Raw genomic sequence first — 19,286 nt, forward strand, 5'->3', positions numbered from 1 at the left:
CATGACTTTTCGCAAGCTGGGCCTGGCCCTCGCCGTAGCGCTGGCCACCGGCACCGCGCTGGCGCAGCCGTCGCCCGCCAAAAAGGCGCTGATCGACAAGATCGTGGCGCTGCAGCAGCAGGGCATGGCCGAGAGCATGGCCGCCAACATCGTGCAGCAACCGCTGCCCCAACTGATGCAGGCCGGCCGTGCCGCGCTGCTGCAGCTGCCCGTGGAGAAGCGCGAAGCCACGGCCAAGTCCATGGATGCCGAGCTGAAGAAGTTCGTCGAGGAGAACGTGCCCTATCTGAAGGACAAGATCGCCAAGGCCGTGCCGACCACGGCTTCGGCGCTGCTGGATGAACGCTTCAACGAGGACGAACTGAAGCAGATCGTGGTCTGGGCAGAATCGCCGGTCAGCCAGAAGTTCGGTCTTGCCAGCGTTGAGATGCAGAAGGCCGTCGCGCAAAAGGTGATGGCCGAAGCCGGCCCGACGCTGGAAGGTCGCCTCAAGACCCTGCAGGGCAACCTCGCCAAACAGCTCGGCCTGCCGCCGCCGCCTGCGTCCGCTCCCGCCCCGGCCAAGCCCGCGGCGTCCACGCCGAAGAAGTAGTTCACCTTTCTCGATGACCTCAGCCCGCCCGTTCAACTTTTCCCCCGGCCCCGCCACCCTGCCCGAGCCCGTACTGCGCCAGGTGGCGGCCGAGATGCTGGACTGGCAGGGCAGCGGCATGAGCGTCATGGAGATGAGCCACCGCGGCAAGGAGTTCATCTCCATTGCCGAGGCGGCCGAACGAGATCTGCGAGAGCTGCTGGCAGTGCCGGGCAACTTCCGCATCCTGTTCATGCAGGGTGGCGGGTTGAGTGAAAACGCCATCGTGCCGCTGAACCTGAGCCGCGGCGGCAAGGTCGATGTCGTCGTCACCGGCTCCTGGTCGCGTAAGAGCGCGGCCGAGGCGCGCCGCTATGCCGATGTCCAGATCGCCGCAGAGGGCAACGGCCGCGAGATTCCGCGTGAATGGCAGCTGCGCGATGACGCTGCCTACGTCCACGTCTGCACGAACGAGACCATCGACGGCGTCGAGTTCCACGATCTGCCGCGCATTGGCGGTGACGTACCACTGGTCATCGACTGCTCGTCCCATCTGCTGTCGCGCCCCATCGATTGGAGCCGCGTCGGCCTGGCCTTCGGCGGTGCGCAGAAGAACATCGGCCCCGCAGGCCTGACGCTGGTGTTCGTGCGCGAAGACCTGCTCGGCCACGCGCTGGACATCTGCCCGACGGCCTTCAACTACGAGACCGTGGCGGCCGCGCAGTCCATGTACAACACGCCGCCGACCTTCGCGATCTACGTCGCTGGTCTGGTCTTCCAGTGGGTCAAGGGCTTGGAATACGCCGGCAAGCGTGGCTTGGCGGCCGTCGAGCAGCGCAACATCGACAAAGCCAGCCTGCTCTACGCGGCACTGGATGCGTCGAGCCTCTACGAGAACCGCGTGGATGCCAACTGCCGCTCGCGCATGAACGTGCCCTTCTTCCTGAAGGACGAGAAGCTCAACGAGAGCTTCCTTGCCGAGGCCAAGGCCGCCGGGCTGCTGCAGCTCAAGGGCCACAAGTCGGTGGGCGGCATGCGCGCGTCGATCTACAACGCGATGCCGCTGGAAGGCGTGCAGGCGTTGGTGTCCTTCCTGAAGCACTTCGAGGCCCGCCATGGTTGAACCCGTCGCCTCCCAAGAGCTGCTGGCTTTGCGGGGCCAGATCGACGGCCTGGACAAGCAACTGCTGGAGCTGCTGAACCAGCGCGCCCGAGTGGCCGAGCAGGTCGGCGAGATCAAGCGCGCCGAGGGCACGCCTTTCTTCCGCCCCGACCGCGTCGCCCAGGTCATCGACAAGATTCGTGCCGCCAACCCCGGCCCCCTGAAGGGCGAGCACGTCGCGGCCATCTGGCGCGAGATCATGTCCGCCTGCCTCGCGCTGGAGTCGCCGCAGCGCGTCGCCGTGCTCGGCCCGGTCGGCACCTTCTGCGAGCAGGCCGCCATCGAATACTTCGGCGGCGCCGCCGACCTTGTCTACTGCTCCAACTTCGACGAGGTCTTCCACGCGACGGCCAGCGGCAGCGCGCAGTTCGGCGTCGTGGGCGTCGAGAACATGACCGAAGGCGTCGTCACGCGCTCGCTGGACCTGTTCCTGCACACGCCCTGCCACGTCGTCGGCGAGGTGTCGCTGCTGATCCGGCACAACCTGATGCGCAAGGAGCCGTCGATGCACGGCATCGAGGCGGTGCTGGCGCATCCCCAGGCCCTGGCCCAGTGCCAGAACTGGCTGAACAAGCATCTGCCCGACGTCGAGCGCCGCGCCGTGTCCAGCAATGCCGAGGGCTCGCGGCTCGCCGCCACCAACCCGGCCTGGGCGGCCCTGGGCAGCGAGCGCGCGTCGACGCTGTTCGGCCTGCACATCACCGCCCACGCCATTCAGGACGAGGCCTACAACCGCACGCGCTTCGCCGTCATCTGCCTGCCGCAGACCATGGCCACGCCGCCGGCTACCGGCCGCGACTGCACCAGCCTCGTCGTGTCGGTGCCCAACCGCCCCGGTGCGATGCACGACCTGCTGGTGCCGCTGAAACGGCACGGCGTGTCCATGACCCGCCTCGAGTCCCGCCCGGCCCGCACCGGCCAGTGGGACTACTACTTCTACATCGACCTGGATGGCCACCCCAGCCAACCCCATGTCGCCGGCGCGCTGGCCGAGTTGCGTGAGCTCTGCGCCTTCTTCAAGATGCTGGGCGCCTACCCAGTCAAAAATTGACCATGTTTCAACAGCTCGGCGTGATTGGATGCGGCCTGATGGGTGGCAGTTTCGCGCTGGCGATGAAACGCGCCGGCCTGGTCAAGCGCGTCGTCGGCTACAGCAAGTCGCCGTCGACGACGGAGCAGGCCAAGAAGCTGGGCGTCATCGACGTTGCCGCTGAATCGGCCCTGTTGGCCGTGTCGGGCTCCGACATCGTGCTGATCGCCGTGCCAGTGTCGGCCACCGAAAGCACGCTCAAGGCCATCCGCCACCTCGTCAACCCGGGCGTCCTGTTCATGGATGTCGGCTCGACGAAGTGCGACGTCATCGAGGCTGCGCGCCGGGCGCTGGGCGACCGCTCGTCCAGCTTCGTGCCCTGCCATCCCATCGCCGGCAAGGAGTCGGGCGGCGTCCAGCATGCCGAGGCAACGCTCTACGAGGGCCGCCAGGTCATCCTGACGCCGCAGCCCTTCACCAACCCGCAGCTGGTGCAAAAGGCCACCGACGTCTGGTCGGCCCTGGGCGCCACGGTGCTGAAGATGCGGCCGCACAACCACGACGCCGCCTTCGCCGCCGTCAGCCATCTGCCGCATCTGCTGGCCTTTGCCTATTTCCAGGCCATCGCCGAGCAGCCCGCCGCGCGCGACTACCTGAGCCTGGCCGGCCCGGGCTTTCGCGACTTCACGCGCATCGCGGCTGGCGAGCCTGCGGTCTGGCGCGACATCCTGCTCGCCAACAAGCACGAAGTGCTGGCCCAGTCCAAGCGCTTTCGCACCATGCTGGACCAGCTCGAAGCCCTGATCGAATCCGGTGATGCACCGGCCCTGGAAGCCGCGCTGCGCCCCATCTCAGAAGGCCGCTCCGCCTGGGGCAACCCTCCGCCTGCTCCCCCTCCCGGCCGCCCGGCCGGCAAGTGATGTTCAAGATCCCCTTTCTCGACCTGCCGCCGCTGCGCGGCGCTGCAGGCACGGTGCGCCTGCCCGGCTCCAAGAGCATTTCCAACCGCGTGCTGCTGCTGGCGGCGTTGAGCGAGGGGAAAACCTTCGTGCGTGACCTGCTGGCGTCCGACGACACGGCCGTCATGCTGGATGCGCTGCGGGCGCTCGGCTGCGGCGTCTGGCGCGAAGGCGATGCGGTCGTCATCGACGGCCTGGGCGGCAAGTTGCGCGCCAAGGAAGCCAAGCTCTTCCTCGGCAATGCCGGCACGGCGATGCGGCCCCTGACCGCCGCGCTCGCGCTGCTGGCAGCGACGCAAGGGGCGAGCTTTGAAGTCTCCGGCGTGCCACGCATGCATGAGCGCCCCATCGGCGACCTCGTCGACGCTCTGCGCGGCCTGGGCTGCGAGATCGATGACCTGGGCAACCCCGGCTTCCCGCCGCTGCGCCTGCGTGGCCCGTCCCCGCTCGCGCTGGACACGCCGGTGCGCGTACGCGGCGACGTGTCCAGCCAGTTCCTGACCGCGCTGCTGCTGGCCCTGCCGCTGGTCGCGGAGCGCAACATTCGCATCGAGGTCATCGGCGAGCTGATCTCCAAGCCCTACATCGAGATCACGCTGGCGCTGCTGGCCCGCTTCGGCATCGACGTGAAGCGCGAGGGCTGGGAGGCCTTCGTCATCCCGGCCGGCAGCCGTTATCGATCGCCGGGCGAGGTGTTTGTCGAGGGCGATGCATCGTCGGCGTCCTACTTCGTGGGCCTGGGCGCTATCGCCGCGGTCGACGCGCCCATCCGCATCGAAGGCGTGGGCAGCGAATCCCTGCAGGGCGACGTGCGCTTCATCGAAGCCGCCGCCGCCATGGGCGCCCAGGTCAAGACCGGCCCGAACTGGCTCGAAGTCCGCCGCGGCGCCTGGCCGCTCAAGGGCATCACACTGGACTGCAACCACATCCCCGACGCGGCGATGACGTTGACCGTCATGGCGCTGTACGCCGACGGCCCGACGACGCTCACCAACATCGCCAGCTGGCGCGTCAAGGAAACCGACCGCATCGCCGCGATGGCCGCCGAGTTGCGCAAGCTGGGTGCAACGGTCGACGAAGGACCGGACTGGATCCGGGTCGAACCGCTGAAGGACTGGCAGGCCGCGGCCATCCACACCTACGACGACCACCGCGTCGCGATGTGTTTCTCGCTGGCCGCCTTCAACGGCCTGGTCACCGACGCGGCCGCGCCAGTGCGCATCCTGGAGCCGCACTGCGTCGCCAAGACCTTCCCGGACTACTTCGAGACGCTGTTCGGCGTCGTGACGGCCGATGCTGCCGACATCCCCGTCATCACCATCGATGGCCCCACCGCCTCCGGCAAGGGCACGCTGGCGGACGAAGTCGGCAAGGCGCTGGGCTTTGGCGTGCTCGATTCCGGTGCGCTCTACCGCGTGACCGGCCTGGCCGCTCGCCGCGCCGGCCTGAACCTGGACGACGGCGCCGCCGTGGCGGCCATCGTGCCGATGCTGCAGCTGCGTTTCAGCGACGGCCAGGTCTTCCTGGGCGCCGAAGACGTCAGCGCCCGGCTGCGCGCGGAAGCGACCGGCCTGCTGGCCTCGCAGGTGGCCGTGCACCCCGCCGTGCGCCAGGCCCTGCACCAGCTGCAGTTGAGCTTCCGCCGCCTGCCCGGCCTCGTCGCCGACGGCCGCGACATGGGCACGGCCATCTTTCCCGACGCCGACCTCAAGGTTTTCCTGACCGCCAGCGCCGCCACGCGTGCCGAGCGCAGGTATAAGCAGTTGATTTCCAAGGGAATTTCGGCTAATATCAGAGGCTTGCGCGAAGATTTGGAGGCGCGGGACGAACGGGACAAGAACCGCTCGGCCTCGCCGCTGACTCCCGCGCAGGACGCGCAGTTGCTCGACAACTCGGCGCTGACCATCGAAGCCTCGGTGGAGCAGATGCTGGATTGGTGGCAACAGCGCCGGCCCTTCTGACCGTCATCCAAGACGGCGGCTAGAGGAGCCCAGGCCTGAGAAGCCACGGCCCGCGGCCCTTCCCTCCGAACGTCAGTTCACTGAGGGTCGCGATGTCAACAACTTAACCCGCAGCTTGCCTGCACGCCGCGTCCGGGGCTCCCCGGCGCATCAGGATCTATCAACATGTCCCAAACCCAAACCGCCGCTTCCGGCATGGAATCCTTCGCCGCCATGTTCGAGGAGTCGCTGCAGCGCTCCGACATGCGCGCTGGCGAAGTGATCTCGGCTGAAGTCGTTCGTGTCGAACACAACTTCGTCGTCGTCAACGCAGGCCTCAAGTCCGAAGCCTACGTGCCCATCGAAGAGTTCAAGAACGACCAAGGCGAACTGGAAGTCCAGGTCGGCGACTTCGTCTCCGTCGCCATCGACGCCATCGAAAACGGCTACGGCGACACCATCCTGTCGCGCGACAAGGCCAAGCGCCTGGCCTCGTGGCTGAGCCTGGAAACGGCCCTGGAGTCCGGCGACTTCGTGACCGGCACCGTCTCCGGCAAGGTCAAGGGCGGCCTGACCGTCCTGGTCAACGGCATCCGCGCCTTCCTGCCCGGTTCGCTGCTGGACACGCGCCCGGTGAAGGACATGAGCCCGTTCGAGGGCAAGACCATGGAATTCAAGGTCATCAAGCTCGACCGCAAGCGCAACAACGTTGTGCTGTCGCGTCGTGCCGTGGTCGAAGCCTCCATGGGTGAAGAGCGCGCCAAGCTGCTCGAAACGCTGTCCGAAGGCGCCATCGTCAACGGCGTGGTCAAGAACATCACCGAATACGGTGCGTTCGTGGACCTGGGCGGCATCGACGGCCTGCTGCACATCACCGACATGGCATGGCGCCGTGTCCGTCACCCGTCCGAAGTCGTGACGGTTGGCCAGGAACTGACCGCCAAGGTCCTGAAGTTCGACGCCGAGAAGAACCGCGTATCGCTGGGCATCAAGCAGCTGGGCGATGACCCGTGGTTCGGCGTTGCTCGCCGCTACCCGACCGGCACGCGCCTGTTCGGCAAGGTCACGAACATCGCCGACTACGGCGCGTTCGTCGAGATCGAGCCGGGCATCGAAGGCCTGGTGCACGTCTCCGAAATGGACTGGACCAACAAGAACATCGCCCCCAGCAAGCTGGTCTCGCTGGGCGACGAAGTCGAAGTCATGGTTCTGGAAATCGACGAAGACAAGCGCCGCATCAGCCTGGGCATGAAGCAGTGCAAGGCCAATCCGTGGGAAGAGTTCGCCGAGAACGTCAAGCGCGGCGACAAGGTCAAGGGCCCGGTCAAGTCGATCACCGACTTCGGCGTGTTCGTTGGTCTGGCGCAAGGCATCGACGGCCTGGTGCACCTGTCCGACCTGTCTTGGGACGAGACCGGCGAAACCGCCGTTCGCAACTTCAAGAAGGGCCAGGAAGTCGAAGCCGTCGTGCTGGCCGTGGACGTCGAGCGCGAGCGCATCTCGCTGGGCATCAAGCAGCTGGACAGCGACCCGTTCACTGCCTACACCACGATCAATGACCGTGGCGCTTCGGTGACCGGCAAGGTCAAGACCGTCGACCCGCGCGGCGCTGAGATCGAGCTGACCGAAGGCGTGATGGCCTACCTGCGCGCCTCGGAAATCTCCCGCGACCGCGTGGAAGACGCCCGCAACGTGCTGAAGGAAGGCGACGAAGTCACCGCGATCGTCGTCAACATCGACCGCAAGACCCGCAACATCCAGCTGTCCATCAAGGCCAAGGACAACGCCGACAACCAGGAAGCCATGACGCGCCTGAGCCAGTCGAGCGAGCGTGAAAACGCCGGCACCACCAGCCTGGGCGCCCTGCTGCGCGCCAAGCTGGACAACCAGGGCAACTAAGCTCTGTTTGACCTGCCCGGTCTCTTCGGAGGCCGGGTATGCTCCCTACAGGCTCGCCGGCCTCGCCAGCGGGCCTGTTTCAATTCCAAGACCGGCAAGCCGCTTCGCTTATGACCCGCTCCGACCTCGTCGCCGTCCTCGCCGAACGATTTGGCCAATTGACCCAGCGCGACACCGAGTTCGCGGTCAAGACCATCCTCGACGCGATGAGCGATGCCCTCGCGCGCGGCCACCGCATCGAGATCCGCGGCTTCGGCAGTTTCTCCATCAGCCGCCGCCCTCCCCGCGTGGGCCGCAATCCGCGCAGCGGCGAGCAGGTCATGATCCCGGAGAAGCTGGCACCTCATTTCAAGCCCGGCAAGGCCCTGCGCGAAGCCGTCGACAAGCACCTGCCGGTGACGGACGCCTGAGTCGGCCTGAGTCAGAATCCGGGGCCATGCGCACCCTCGTCTGGCTCCTGCGAGCCCTGCTCTTCTTCACGCTGTTCGCCTTCGCGCTGAACAACAGCCACGACGCCACCGTACGCTGGTTCTTCGGCCACGAATGGCGTGCGCCGCAAGTCATCATCGTGCTGCTGGCCTTTGGCCTGGGCGCCGCGTTCGGCGTGCTGGCTATGGTGCCTGCCTGGTGGCGCCACCGCCGCGCTGCCCAGCGTGCCGAGCCGCTGCCCGGTACCCCCATTCCCGCGCCCGAGGCGCCTGCCGTTCCCTACGCTGCCCACCAAGATGGAGTTTGATCCGCGCTGGCTGCTCTTCGTCCTGCCCGTCGTCTTCGTGCTCGGCTGGCTGGCCTCCAAGCTCGACTCCAAACAGTGGAAGCTCGAACAGCGTGAATCGCCCAAGGCCTACTTCAAGGGCCTGAACCTGCTGCTCAACGAACAGCAGGACAAGGCCATCGACGCCTTCATCGAAGCCGTCCAGAACGACCCCGACACGTCCGAGTTGCACTTCGCCCTCGGCAGCCTGTTCCGCCGCCGCGGCGAGACCGAGCGTGCCGTGCGCGTGCACGAGCACCTGCTGCGCCGTGGCGACCTGCCCAAGACCGACCGCGACCGCGCCCAGCACGAGCTGGCCCAGGACTTCTTCAAGGCCGGCCTGTTCGACCGCGCCGAGGCCGCCTATGCGGAGCTGCGCGGCACCGCTTTCGAGCGCGAAGCCCGGCTGGCCCTGCTGTCGCTGTATGAGCGCTCGCGCGACTGGGCCAAGGCCGCCGAGGTCGCCGCCGAACTCGAGTCCGCCGGCACCGGCTCCTTCTCCAGCCGCATCGCCCACTACCTTTGCGAGCAGGCCCTTGTCGCCAGCTCCCAGGGGCACACGGACCTGGTGCCGTCCCTGCTCGAACAGGCCCAGCGCCGTGCGCCCGAAGCGGCCCGCGCCTATGTGCTGCAAGGCCAGATGCTGCTCAAGGCCGGCCAGCCCGAAGCGGCCATGGCCGCGTTCGTGAAGCTGCTGGCAGCCAACCCGGCGGCCTTCAATCTGGTCGCGGCCGACTGCGCCGCGGCTGCGCAAAGCCTGGGCCAGCCGGAGCGCGCCATCGCCCTGCTGCTGGAGCAATACAAGCAAGCCCCCAGCATGCATCTGCTGCGGGCACTGGCCACGCTGCAACCCGCGCCGCAGCGCGAACGCTTGGCCGCCCACCTGCGCGAGCAACCGGCCCTGTCGGCTGCCACCGAGCTGCTCAAGCTCAACGCCTCCGCGCTGCCGCCTGAAGAGGCCGCGCCGCTGGTGCAGACGCTGGAGAAGGCCAGCAAGCCGCTGCTGCGCTACCGCTGCGCCGCCTGCGGCTTTGAAGCCGCCCACTATTTCTGGCAGTGCCCGGGTTGCCTGAACTGGGATACCTACCCGCCCCGCCACGTGGAAGAGCTGTGATGACGAAACCCCCACGCGCCCTTTGGGCACTGCCCCCCGAGGGGGCGCACATCGCCCTACGGGCGGCCGGGCGGTCGATGTGAGAACCATCGTCTGCATGAAGTGGGGCACGAAATACGGCCCCGAGTACGTCAATCGCCTCTACGCGATGGTGCGCCGCCATCTGCGTGGCGACTTCAACCTCGTCTGCCTGACCGACCGCACCGAAGGCATCCGCAGCGAGGTGCGTTGCTTCCCCATCCCCGAGCTGACGCTGCCCAACGGCGAGCCCGAACGCGGCTGGAAGAAACTGACGACCTTCAGCCCCGTGCTCGTCAACGAATACGGCCTGAGCGGCACCGCCCTCTTCCTCGATCTGGACGTCGTCATCGTCGACGACATCACGCCCTTCTTCGAGGTGCCCGGCGAGTTCCTCGTCATCCACGACTGGAAACGCCCCTGGCGCGTGACGGGCAACTCCTCGGTGTACCGCTGGGAGCTGGGCGGGCATCAAGACGTGCTGACCGAATTCGTCGCCGACCAGGCCAAGGCCAAGACAGACTTCCGCAACGAGCAGGCCTTCCTGTCCGCCGTGCTGCACCGCCAAGGCAAGCTCAAGTATTGGGACGACGCCTGGTGCGCCAGCTACAAATACCACTGCATCCCGGCCTGGCCGACGAGCTACTGGCGTGATCCCTTCATCCCCAAGGGCGCGCGCATCCTGATCTTCCACGGTGTGATGAACCCGCCCGACGCGCTGGCCGGTCGCAGCAACGGCAACTGGCGCCACGCACGGCCGGCGCGCTGGATCGCCGACCACTGGCGGGAATGAGCGCCGCGCAGGGCCGCCCCAAGCAAGCTCGCTCCCGCTTGGCGGGACAGGCCGCAGGCCGAAGGGTGCACCAATGAACATCGTCGTTCTTGGCGTGCTGGCCATCGTTGCTGGCCTGCTTCTGCGCGAACTCGCCACGGTGCTACGCGCCAGAGTGCCGGAGCAGACGCGCGTGGTCGTCGTCGGCGAATCGGCACCGATCTGCCAGGACGAGATTCCCAAGGTCATCTGGACCTATTGGCAAACCAGCCCGCCGCCGCCATTCATCCAGGCCTGCCTGGACAACTGGCGCCGGTTCGCGCCCGACCACGAGCTGCGCCTGCTCGACCGAAGCAACGTCGCCGACTGGCTGCCCGCGCTGCGTGCCGACTTCGACGCCCTGCCCGCCTACCGCCAGGCCGACTGGCTGCGCATCCAGCTGCTGGCGCGGCATGGCGGCGTATGGATGGATGCATCCATGCTGCTGAGCCGCGACCTCGCCTGGCTGCACGAGACGCGCCGGCGCCGTGCGGCGGACTACGTCGGTTTCTACATCGACCGCTACACGACAAGGCCCGAGCTGCCCATCGTCGAGAACTGGCTGATGGCCTCAGTGCCCGGCGGCCGCTTCGCCACGGCGCTGGCCGCCGCGTTTGATCGCGCACTCGACGAAGGCGCCGAACCGCTGCTGCAGCGGCTGCGCAGCGAAGGCCGGCATGCGCGCGTCGTGCAGGCGTTGACCGAGGACTTCCAGCGCTATTTGCTGATGCACGTCGCCGCCGGCGACCTGCTGGACCGTGAGCCCCAGCTCGCGCGCCTGGTGTTGTTGCGCGCCGAGGACGGCCCCTTCGCCTGGCTGGCCGCCGTGGGCTGGCGCAAGCGCCACCTCTACGCCCGGCTGGCCCTGGTGCCCTGCCCCCGCGTGCTGCCCGCCGTGCTGAAGCTGCGCGGTGGCGACCGAGCAGTCGTCGAGCGCAACTGGCAGCGTGGCCTCGTGTCGCCCTTCAGCGCCCTGCGCCACCTGCTAGACCGCCAACCGTGATGAGCGCCGCCCGGCCGCCCGAAGGCGCTCAGCTCCCGCTCGGCGGGACAGCGCGTAGCGCGAAGGGTGCTCCATCGCTACCCTGGCTCAGCCTGCTGTTCCCGATGTACCGGGTCGAGCCCTGGCTGCGAGCCTGCATCGAATCGCTGAAACCCCAGCTCGATGACGGCGTGGAACTCATCTTCGTCGACGACGCTTCGCCCGACGCCTCGGCAGCCCTGGTGGCGCAACTGTTGCCACAGGCCCGGCTTATCCGCCAGCCCGAGAACCGCGGCGTCAGCGCTGCGCGCAACCGCCTGCTGGACGAGGCGCGCGGCGACTACCTGTGGTTCATCGACCCCGACGACCTCGTCGAGCCGGGTGTCATCCCCCGGTTGAAGGCCTTGCTGGCCGAGCACCAACCCGATCTGCTGAGCTGCGACTTCCGCGTTTTCGAGGATGGCCCGTCAACCGAGTCCATCAAGCCGCGCCACCGCCACATGGCCAGCTTCGACGGCCCGAGCCGCGTGTTGATGAATGACGTCGACCAGCGCCTGCGCGGCTTCTTCGTGCATGGCCAGTTCCACCCCTGGAGCAAGATCGTGCGCCGCGCCTGCTGGCCGGCCGAGTTGCGTTTTCCCGAGGGTCGCGTCTTCGAAGACATGGCCGTCTACCCGCGCCTGATGCTGCGCACACCGCGGCATCTGCATGTAGCCGAGGTCTGGGTCGCCTACCGCCAGCGCGGTGGCAGCCTGCTCAGGCAGTTGGACGAGAAACGGCTGGACGACTGGACCTGGGCGCTCGATGGCCTCGCTGCCGAACTGCCGCCGCTGCACGAGCGCACGCGCTTCGAGATCGCCCACTTCTGCGCCCGCACGCTGCTGCGCGCCAAGCGGCGCCGCCTGCAGTTGGGCGGTGATGCGCTGGCTGGATTGAAGATGGATGCCGAGCGCTTCGACCGCTCCTCACCGCTATCCCGGCGCGCGCTGCTGGCCGCCTACTTCAGGCGCGGGCGCTGGCTGCGCGGCCTTCAGTGGTGGCGCAGCGGGTGATCAGCGCCTCGTAGCGCTGGCGCATCAGCGCCAGGCCATGCTCGGCCAGCGCGCGCTCCCTGGCCGCAGTGCCCAGACGCGCCATCAGCGCCGGGTCTCGCAGCAGCCGCGCAATCGCACCGGCCAAAGCCGGCGCGTCGCCCTCGGGCACGAGCAGCCCCGTCACGCCGTCCTCGATGACGCCACTCACGCCGATGACGTCCGACGCAATGCAGGCACAACCGGCAGCCATCGCTTCAACCAACGCCAGCGGCATGCCCTCGTAGTGCGTGGCGAGCACGTAGATGGCTTGCAAGCGCAACAGCCCCGGCATGTCGCCGTGATGGCCGAGAAAGCGCACCTGGCCCGCCAAGCCCAGCCGGCCGGCCTTGGCCCGCATGCGCGCCAGCAGAGGGCCTGAACCGGCCAACTGCAGGCCAGGCTTCAGGCCGTCACGTGAGGCCAGCAAGGCCACGGCTTCGAGCAGCGTCGCATGGTCCTTCTGCCGTGCGAAGCGGGCCGACATGACCAGCCCGGCCTCTCGCTCGCCCCCAGGCTCGGCAAAGCGCGTGAGGTCGATGCCGTTCGGAATCGCCAGTGTCTTTTCCGCCGGCAGGCCTTGGGCCAGCAGGCTCTGGCGCACGCCTTCGCTGACGCCGACCAGCGCCGCGCTCTTCTCCGCCAGCCGGCGGCTCTGCCAGCGGCTCCACGGCGTGTAGCGCTCGCGCGAGTTGTGCTCGACCTGGATCAGCACCGACACACCGGCGCGCGCACCCGCGTGTCGCCCGATCAGGTGCTCGGGAAAGCCATGCGCCAGCAGGGCCAGCGGGCGCAGCCCGCGCAGCAGCTCGGCCAACTCGGCAATCGTCTTCAGGTGGGACCAGCCCGACACGAGATGCACCGCCAGCCCCTGGGCCTTTAGCGCCTCGACGCGGGCCATCGGCGTGTGCCGCTTGAGCCTGAGCACCAGCACGGGCTCGAAGGGCCCGCTTTGCAGGGCCGACAGGCAAAGATCGACGGCCACCTGCGTCGCCCCCGAGAAACCGCCCGTCACGAAATGAACGACTTTCGGGCGCTCGGGTGTCGTCGTCGGGTTCGGCATTGGCGCGCAGTGTAGGAGGGACAATCGCGCCCCATGTCTCTCGACGCCAACGTCTCCCCTGCCCACCGCCTTGGCCAGTTCGTCTACCCCCACCGCTGGGGTGCGCTGCTGACCGTGCTCGCCTACATCGGCGCGGCGGCCACCGAGCCGATGATCCCCAAGCTGATCGGCTATGCCTTCGGCGAAGGCTTCACCAAGGACGCCTTCCCGCTGTGGATGATCCCGGTCGTGCTGATCGGCCTGTACCTGCTGCGCGGCATCTTCGGCTTCGCCGGCCAGTACCTCTTCAACTGGACGGTCACGCGCAGCGTGATGGACTTCCGCGCGGCACTCGTCAACGCGCTGCTGCGGCTGGACGCCCAGGTCTACACCCGCATGCAGCCGGGAACCGCTGTCAGCAAGGTCGTCAACGATCCGCAGCAGATCCTGCAGCTCGTCGGCGACGTCGGCATGAGCCTGCTGCGCGACGGCCTGCCGGCACTGGCGATGCTGGCCTATCTCTTCTATCTGAACTGGCAGCTGACGCTGCTCAGCCTCGTCGTCACGCCGCTGATGGCGCTGGTCATGAAGAAGGTCAACCAGCGCATGCGACTGATGGCCACGCGCTCCTACGACGCGCAGCTGGTGCTCGTCAACAAGGTGGACGACATCACGCGCGCCTGGCGCGTGGTGCGCCAGTTCGGCGCGGCCGAGCATGAGCGCCAGCGCTTTGCCGAGGTGTCGCAGGAGGTGCGTCGCAACAACCTGAAGACGGCCACCGCCGGCGCGCTGGCGCAGCCGATCTCGCAGCTGGTCGCCAGCGTCGGCCTGTCCTTCATCATCTGCGTGGCGCTGTGGCAGGCGCGTGCCAGCGGCACCGGCGTGCAAGCCTTTGCCGAATTCGTCACCGCGCTGCTGCTGCTGACATCGCGACTGCGCCACCTATCCGACCTGGCCGCGCCGATGACGCGCGCCTCCGTCATCGCCAAGGGCTGCTTCGAGCTGATGGACGCTCCCAAGGAGGCCGACAGCGGCGGCCACGAGCTGCCCGGTGCCGCGCAGGGCGAGCTGGCGATGGAGTCCGTCAGCCTGACCTACCCGGGCACCGCCCAGCCGGCCCTCGATAGCCTGAGCCTCGCCTTCCCCGCCGGCCGCACGACGGCCCTGGTCGGCGCATCGGGCGCTGGCAAGAGTTCCATCATCAACCTGCTGCTGGGCTTCGCACGGCCGGATGCCGGCCGCATCGTGCTGGATGGCAGCGACATCGAGACGCTGACCCGCCTGAGCCTGCGCCGCCAGTTCGCCGTCGTATCGCAGGACATCGTGCTGTTCGACGACTCGATCGCCCACAACATCGCCTACGCCCAGCCACGCGACGAGGCCAAGCTCGAAGCGGCATTGCGCGCCGCCCACCTGTGGGACTTCGTGCAGACCCTGCCCGAGGGGGCGGACACCGCCGTCGGCGCCAACGGCAGCAAGCTCTCCGGCGGCCAGCGCCAGCGCCTGGCCATTGCGCGGGCGCTGTACAAGGAAGCGCCGATCTGGATCTTCGACGAGGCCACGTCGGCGCTGGATACCGAGAGCGAACGCGCCGTGCAGCAGGCGCTGGCCGCCTGGTCGGGCCGCAAGACGTTGATCGTCATCGCCCACCGCCTGTCCACCATCCGCGATGCCGATGCCATCCACGTGCTGGGCGCCGGCAAGCTCGTCGAGACCGGCACCCATGCCGAGCTGATCGCACGCGATGGCGCCTACGCGGCCATGGTGCGGGCACAGGCCGGCGAGGCCTGATTGATGAAGCGCCGCGCGCTGCTGCTCTGGGCGGCGCTGCCTGCGGTGGCTCAGCAGGAAGTGGAAGCCAACACCGCGACGCGCGCCGAGCTGGAATCCCTGCCCGGCCTGGGCCCCGCCCTCGTGCAGCGCCTGCTGGCCGCGCGGCCGTTCAAGGACTGGGTCGATCTGATGCACCGTGTGCCGGGCATCAAGGCAGCTGCGGCAGGCAAGCTGTCGGCGGCCGGCCTGCGCGTGGGCGGCGCCGCTTTCTCACCAGCCGGCTGAACCGTCAACAGCCGGCTGCAAAACCGGCTGAGCGCCCCTTGCGCAGCAGCGCTGGGTCGATCTGCGGCGCCCGCGCCGGCCAGCCGAAGAAGCGCTGCACCTCGGCCCGCTTGGCCAGCGTGTCGCTCATGCCGAGGTTGATCAGCTCGTTGATGAAGCTGGGCTCGAACAGCAGATAGCTGACCAGGGCCGAGCCACTCATCGCCTTGCCCTTGCCGCTGACGCCGAAGGCCCGCAGCATGGCGCGCACCGAATGCGGCAGGCTGGCCTGGTGCTCGCTGGCCAGGTCGTCCAGGCGGCGGCTGGGCGCGATGACGAGCAGCTCGATGGGCCGCAGCGCCGTCGCCGAACGCGTCTCGCGCGGCAGCAACGACAACGTGCGGTTGATGCGGCGCAGCCGCTCCACGTCCACGGCCAGTGCGTCCAGGAAGATGTTGGACAGCGCATGGCCCGCGATCTGGGCCATGCTGGGGTGCATGTCGGTCGCGGCGACGCGTCGGCCCTCGGGCTCCTTCATGCGCCCCGCGCCGATGACGAGCACGCGCTCGGCGCCCAGGTGCACGGCCGGCGAGATCGGCGCGCTCTGGCGCATGGAGCCGTCGCCAAACCACTCGGCCATGCCCTCCAGCTCCACCAGCTCGGCCGGGAAGATGAAGGGGATGGCCGAGGAGGCCATGAGATGACTCAGCGTCAAGCGCGCCTGCACGGCCATGCGCTGCTCGCGCAGCCAGGGCACGACGTGGTGGTGGGTCTGGAAGAAGGTGACGTGCTGGCCCGAGGTGTAGCTGGAGCCGGTCAGCGCCAGCGCACGCAGGTGGTTGCCATCCAGCATCGCCTCGATGCGGTCCATGTTCAGGTAGCGGCCCAGCAGCTCGCGCAGCGGCTTGTTGTCGAGCAGGCTGCGTGGCCGGCTGCGCGTCCAGCGCGCCAGGGCCCAGCCCAGGCTCAGCATGCTCAGCCAGCGCGCGCCGCTCTTCACCGCCTCGAAGGCATCGGCGCGGTAGATGTGCTCGACGTGCAGGCCCTGCCAGAGATGCAGCAGGCCATCGACGGCACCGTCGAAGTCATCGGCATGGCAAGCCAGCGTCGACGCGTTGATGGCGCCGGCCGAGGTGCCGCTGATGACGGGAAAGGGGTTGGTCTGCGTCGCGCCGGCATCACGGCGCAGCTGGGCGATCGCGGCCAGCACACCCACCTGGTAGGCCGCACGTGCGCCACCGCCGGTCAGGATCAGCCCCGTAACCGGCTGCGGGCGAACTAGCCCGGCGAGGGGCTTGGGCACGGCATGCAGCATCAGGCGAAATCATCGCCGAATTCTTCGCCCTGCCCTGGGCTTGTTGCCCCGGCTATCCCCGGGTGATGCGTTGCAAAAGGGCGCTATTTCAGCCGCTGACGACCTGCGGCACCTCGCGCGGGCCGCCCTGCTCCGTGGAGCTCCATCGGAGCCAGGCGTTGCTGTACAGCGCTTCCAGTGACCGGGTGAAGGTCTTCGCGTCGGTCAGCGGCGTGCCTTGCAACGTTGCGCGCAGCCCGGCACGCAATGCCGCCAGGCGAGGCAGATCGCCCGCCAGCTGCTGCACCAGCTGGACGCAGGCCTCGTCTGAAGCACAGGCGAAGTCCTGCAGGCCGGCCGTGGTGAGGATGCTCAATCCGGCGCGCTCCAGGAACCGTGCCCCCACCCGGGAGATGACCGGCACGCCCAGCCAGAGGGACTCGCAGGTGGTGGTGGCACCGTTGACCGACAACGGGTCCAGCGAAATGTCCACCCGTTCAAGCCGGGCCCAGAACTCTGTCGAGGACAGTTTTCCGTGCAGCTCGATGCGCGACGCGTCCACGCCCAGCGATGCGAATTGCTCGAGGAACACGACCCTGGCCTGGCCTTCGGGCACCGTCGCCACGACCAGGCGCGAGTCGGGCACGGCGGTCATCAGCTGAGCCCAAAGCTCGATGCTCCTGCGGTCGACCTTGCTGAAGCTGTTGAACGAGCCGAAGGTGAGGTGCCCCTTGCCAAGCGCAGGCAGGCTGCCTACCGCCGGCATGCCCGGCGCCGGGCGGTAGCACCACAGGCTGTGAGGCAGGCGCAGCAGCTCTTCGGTATAGCGCACGTCGGCTTCGGGCGGGTCGGCGTAGATGTCGCTGATGCGGTAGTCCATCGCCTCCAGGCCGGTGGTGCCGGGATAGCCCAGGTAAGTCATCTGGACCGGCGCTGGCTTGAGCGCAAAGCTGAGCAGGCGGTTGCCTTCGGAGTGGCCGGAGAGGTCCACGAGCACATCGATGCCGTCGTCGTGGATCCTGCGCGCCAACGCCTCGGCGGACAGCGTCGCGGCGTTGAGCCAATGCTCGACACCCCGTGAAAGCGCCTGCGTCACGTCGTCCTGAACCGGGTGGCAGTGATAGCAGAACACCTCGAACTGCTGCGCATCGTGGTGAGCCAGGATGGGCGCCATGAAGTTGGCGACGACGTGATGCCGCAAGTCCGACGAGACATAGCCCAGGCGCAGCCGCTGCCGGGGCGCCGATGGCGGCACGTGGGCATAGCGGGCGCTTTGCAAAGGCGCGGCATGGTGCTGGTTCCAAAGCGCCGCCTCGTGCTTGACGACGTCCGGCGGAACTTCAGCCATGAAGTTCAGCGCGAACAACAGGCTGCTGCGCGCGTCGACGAAATCGGGCTTCATCTCGCAGGCCCGGCGGAAACTCAATGCGGCCGCTTCGAGTTGCCGCGAACGCACCTGCAGATTGCCCTGATTGCAGACGACCTCCGCCATCTCGGGAGCAAGCGCCATGGCCCGGGCGTTGCTCTCAAAGGCCTCGTCTGCAGCACCCATGGATGCCAGGACCATGCTGCGGTTCAGGTGCGCGATGGCGTCGTCAGGTTCAAGCCGGAGCGCCTGGTCATAGTTCCCCAAGGCCTGTGGGAATCGGCTCATCCGGAAGTGGATGTGGCCGATGTTGAGGTAGGCCTTGAAGTTCGCAGGGTCGATCTCCACCAGCTTGGCGAAATCCCGGTAAGCCTCGTCAAGCTCCGATCGTTGGTACCTCACGGATCCTCTGAGGACCAGCGCGTCCTGGTAATCCGGCTTCAAGCGAATGACCTTGTCCAGCGCCTCCAAGGCCGCGTCATGGCGTGACTGCTGAACCAGCAAGTCCGCCATGCTGCTCAAGGCTGCAAAGTGGTTCGGGTCGAGCTGGATGGCCTGCTCGTAGCTGGCCAGCGCGTCACCCGCCCGGTCCAGGTCTCGCAAAGCGTTGCCGCGCGCATGAAGCGCGTCGGCAAAACCGGGTGCGAGGGCCAGCGCGCGGTCGTAGCAATCCACGGCCTGAGCCGGCTGGCCGAGCGCCGTCAGACCGTTGCCCAGCAGGAAATGCCCGAGCGCGAACTCCGGCGCGAGTTCGACGGCCTTGGCGAAGTCGCGAACGGCCGCATCGTGCTGGCCCATCGACTCATGGAGGGCTCCACGCGCCGCGTAAACCTCCACCAGTTGGGGGTTCGCCTCGAGGGCGGCGCAGAAATGCGCCAGCGCTTCTTCCGAGCGTTTCAGGTGGGTGCAGACGATGCCCAGCTTGTTCGCGATCGCAGGGTTGCCCGGCTGGAGCGCCAAGGCCTGCTCGAGCACGAGCCGAGCGTCCTCGAGGCGTTCGCTCTGCAGCAGCATGGAGCCGAGCAGATGAAGTGCGTCGGCGTGTTCCGGAAACTTGCCCAGGATCTGCCGGCAAAGGCTCTCGGCGGCTTTCCAGTCACGCGCGCCGTAGCAGGCGACCGCCTGCTGAAAGGCTTGCTGCGGGTCCAGTTGCAAGGCCTGGGCAACCGGAGCGTGACCCTGCTTTCCTTCAGATCGATGCTTGTTCTTCTTGCTCACGCCTGATTTCCTTGTTCAA

General features: G+C 67.8%; 17 protein-coding genes. 14 read left to right on the top strand and 3 right to left on the bottom strand.

Going from position 1 to position 19,286, the window contains the following annotated elements; genetic code table 11:
- Nucleotide 1 precedes the first annotated feature (1 nt).
- The 12 genes from AC07V5_RS26655 (at nucleotide 2) to AC07V5_RS26710 (ending at nucleotide 12,292) form a co-directional block, all read left to right on the top strand.
- On the top strand, nucleotides 2–592 hold the full coding sequence (locus AC07V5_RS26655) for a DUF2059 domain-containing protein (protein ID WP_495118646.1): 591 nt from the start codon (nucleotides 2–4) through the stop codon (nucleotides 590–592).
- Nucleotides 593–605: 13 nt separating this feature from the next.
- Nucleotides 606–1,694 carry a 3-phosphoserine/phosphohydroxythreonine transaminase gene (gene serC, locus AC07V5_RS26660; RefSeq protein WP_495118647.1) on the top strand — a complete coding sequence of 363 codons (1,089 nt, stop codon included), beginning with the start codon at nucleotides 606–608 and terminating at the stop codon, nucleotides 1,692–1,694.
- On the top strand, nucleotides 1,687–2,784 hold the full coding sequence (gene pheA, locus AC07V5_RS26665) for a prephenate dehydratase (RefSeq protein WP_495118648.1): 1,098 nt from the start codon (nucleotides 1,687–1,689) through the stop codon (nucleotides 2,782–2,784). The genes serC and pheA overlap by 8 nt, the downstream gene beginning before the upstream one ends.
- Nucleotides 2,785–2,786: 2 nt before the next feature.
- Nucleotides 2,787–3,683, top strand: coding sequence for a prephenate dehydrogenase (locus AC07V5_RS26670; protein ID WP_495118649.1), 897 nt, complete (start codon nucleotides 2,787–2,789; stop codon nucleotides 3,681–3,683).
- A complete protein-coding gene (locus tag AC07V5_RS26675) occupies nucleotides 3,683–5,683 on the top strand; it encodes a bifunctional 3-phosphoshikimate 1-carboxyvinyltransferase/cytidylate kinase (protein WP_495118650.1) in 2,001 nt (666 codons plus the stop codon). Before AC07V5_RS26670 ends, AC07V5_RS26675 begins: the two co-directional genes overlap by 1 nt.
- A gap of 165 nt (nucleotides 5,684–5,848) precedes the next feature.
- Nucleotides 5,849–7,561, top strand: coding sequence for a 30S ribosomal protein S1 (gene rpsA / locus AC07V5_RS26680; RefSeq protein ID WP_495118651.1), 1,713 nt, complete (start codon nucleotides 5,849–5,851; stop codon nucleotides 7,559–7,561).
- Between the two features lie 110 nt (nucleotides 7,562–7,671).
- Entirely contained in the window at nucleotides 7,672–7,971 is a 300-nt protein-coding gene (locus AC07V5_RS26685; RefSeq protein ID WP_056202110.1) for an integration host factor subunit beta, read from the top strand.
- 26 nt (nucleotides 7,972–7,997) lie between these two features.
- A complete protein-coding gene (locus tag AC07V5_RS26690) occupies nucleotides 7,998–8,297 on the top strand; it encodes a LapA family protein (protein WP_495118652.1) in 300 nt (99 codons plus the stop codon).
- Nucleotides 8,287–9,429: a lipopolysaccharide assembly protein LapB gene (gene lapB, locus AC07V5_RS26695; RefSeq protein ID WP_495118653.1), complete on the top strand. Its 1,143-nt coding sequence runs from the start codon at nucleotides 8,287–8,289 to the stop codon at nucleotides 9,427–9,429. The genes AC07V5_RS26690 and lapB overlap by 11 nt, the downstream gene beginning before the upstream one ends.
- 97 nt (nucleotides 9,430–9,526) lie before the next feature.
- Nucleotides 9,527–10,240 carry a glycosyltransferase gene (locus AC07V5_RS26700; protein WP_495118654.1) on the top strand — a complete coding sequence of 238 codons (714 nt, stop codon included), beginning with the start codon at nucleotides 9,527–9,529 and terminating at the stop codon, nucleotides 10,238–10,240.
- A gap of 73 nt (nucleotides 10,241–10,313) precedes the next feature.
- Entirely contained in the window at nucleotides 10,314–11,261 is a 948-nt protein-coding gene (locus AC07V5_RS26705) for a glycosyltransferase family 32 protein (RefSeq protein ID WP_495118655.1), read from the top strand.
- On the top strand, nucleotides 11,261–12,292 hold the full coding sequence (locus AC07V5_RS26710; RefSeq protein WP_495118656.1) for a glycosyltransferase family 2 protein: 1,032 nt from the start codon (nucleotides 11,261–11,263) through the stop codon (nucleotides 12,290–12,292). Before AC07V5_RS26705 ends, AC07V5_RS26710 begins: the two co-directional genes overlap by 1 nt.
- On the opposite strand, the gene AC07V5_RS26715 is transcribed toward AC07V5_RS26710, so the two are convergent.
- On the bottom strand, nucleotides 12,243–13,373 hold the full coding sequence (locus AC07V5_RS26715; RefSeq protein ID WP_495118657.1) for a glycosyltransferase: 1,131 nt from the start codon (nucleotides 13,371–13,373) through the stop codon (nucleotides 12,243–12,245). The genes AC07V5_RS26710 and AC07V5_RS26715 overlap by 50 nt on opposite strands.
- Before the next feature lie 33 nt (nucleotides 13,374–13,406).
- On the opposite strand from AC07V5_RS26715, the gene AC07V5_RS26720 reads away from it, so the two are divergent.
- Nucleotides 13,407–15,143 carry an ABC transporter transmembrane domain-containing protein gene (locus AC07V5_RS26720; RefSeq protein ID WP_495118658.1) on the top strand — a complete coding sequence of 579 codons (1,737 nt, stop codon included), beginning with the start codon at nucleotides 13,407–13,409 and terminating at the stop codon, nucleotides 15,141–15,143.
- A gap of 3 nt (nucleotides 15,144–15,146) precedes the next feature.
- On the top strand, nucleotides 15,147–15,410 hold the full coding sequence (locus AC07V5_RS26725; protein WP_495118659.1) for a ComEA family DNA-binding protein: 264 nt from the start codon (nucleotides 15,147–15,149) through the stop codon (nucleotides 15,408–15,410).
- Between the two features lie 4 nt (nucleotides 15,411–15,414).
- Here AC07V5_RS26725 and AC07V5_RS26730 read toward each other — a convergent pair whose 3' ends face one another.
- Together AC07V5_RS26730 and AC07V5_RS26735 are read right to left on the bottom strand one after the other, a co-directional pair.
- On the bottom strand, nucleotides 15,415–16,704 hold the full coding sequence (locus tag AC07V5_RS26730; protein ID WP_495118660.1) for a patatin-like phospholipase family protein: 1,290 nt from the start codon (nucleotides 16,702–16,704) through the stop codon (nucleotides 15,415–15,417).
- Between the two features lie 88 nt (nucleotides 16,705–16,792).
- Nucleotides 16,793–19,267, bottom strand: a complete 2,475-nt coding sequence (locus tag AC07V5_RS26735; RefSeq protein ID WP_495118661.1) for an O-linked N-acetylglucosamine transferase family protein — start codon at nucleotides 19,265–19,267, stop codon at nucleotides 16,793–16,795.
- Nucleotides 19,268–19,286 lie beyond the last annotated feature (19 nt).

The sequence above is a fragment of the Roseateles sp. GW821-FHT02E12 genome (genome assembly GCF_059421665.1).

Excerpts from the sequence above, each read along its gene's own strand:
- AC07V5_RS26675 (WP_495118650.1), top strand. The coding sequence starts at position 3,683 with ATGTTCAAGATCCCCTTTCTCGACCTGCCGCCGCTGCGCGGCGCTGCA.
- AC07V5_RS26720 (WP_495118658.1), top strand. The coding sequence starts at position 13,407 with ATGTCTCTCGACGCCAACGTCTCCCCTGCCCACCGCCTTGGCCAGTTC.
- AC07V5_RS26700 (WP_495118654.1), top strand. The coding sequence starts at position 9,527 with ATGAAGTGGGGCACGAAATACGGCCCCGAGTACGTCAATCGCCTCTAC.
- AC07V5_RS26730 (WP_495118660.1), bottom strand. The coding sequence starts at position 16,704 with ATGCTGCATGCCGTGCCCAAGCCCCTCGCCGGGCTAGTTCGCCCGCAG.
- pheA (WP_495118648.1), top strand. The coding sequence starts at position 1,687 with ATGGTTGAACCCGTCGCCTCCCAAGAGCTGCTGGCTTTGCGGGGCCAG.
- AC07V5_RS26705 (WP_495118655.1), top strand. The coding sequence starts at position 10,314 with ATGAACATCGTCGTTCTTGGCGTGCTGGCCATCGTTGCTGGCCTGCTT.
- AC07V5_RS26670 (WP_495118649.1), top strand. The coding sequence starts at position 2,787 with ATGTTTCAACAGCTCGGCGTGATTGGATGCGGCCTGATGGGTGGCAGT.
- rpsA (WP_495118651.1), top strand. The coding sequence starts at position 5,849 with ATGTCCCAAACCCAAACCGCCGCTTCCGGCATGGAATCCTTCGCCGCC.
- AC07V5_RS26690 (WP_495118652.1), top strand. The coding sequence starts at position 7,998 with ATGCGCACCCTCGTCTGGCTCCTGCGAGCCCTGCTCTTCTTCACGCTG.
- AC07V5_RS26710 (WP_495118656.1), top strand. The coding sequence starts at position 11,261 with ATGAGCGCCGCCCGGCCGCCCGAAGGCGCTCAGCTCCCGCTCGGCGGG.
- serC (WP_495118647.1), top strand. The coding sequence starts at position 606 with ATGACCTCAGCCCGCCCGTTCAACTTTTCCCCCGGCCCCGCCACCCTG.
- AC07V5_RS26725 (WP_495118659.1), top strand. The coding sequence starts at position 15,147 with ATGAAGCGCCGCGCGCTGCTGCTCTGGGCGGCGCTGCCTGCGGTGGCT.
- AC07V5_RS26655 (WP_495118646.1), top strand. The coding sequence starts at position 2 with ATGACTTTTCGCAAGCTGGGCCTGGCCCTCGCCGTAGCGCTGGCCACC.
- AC07V5_RS26715 (WP_495118657.1), bottom strand. The coding sequence starts at position 13,373 with ATGCCGAACCCGACGACGACACCCGAGCGCCCGAAAGTCGTTCATTTC.
- lapB (WP_495118653.1), top strand. The coding sequence starts at position 8,287 with ATGGAGTTTGATCCGCGCTGGCTGCTCTTCGTCCTGCCCGTCGTCTTC.
- AC07V5_RS26685 (WP_056202110.1), top strand. The coding sequence starts at position 7,672 with ATGACCCGCTCCGACCTCGTCGCCGTCCTCGCCGAACGATTTGGCCAA.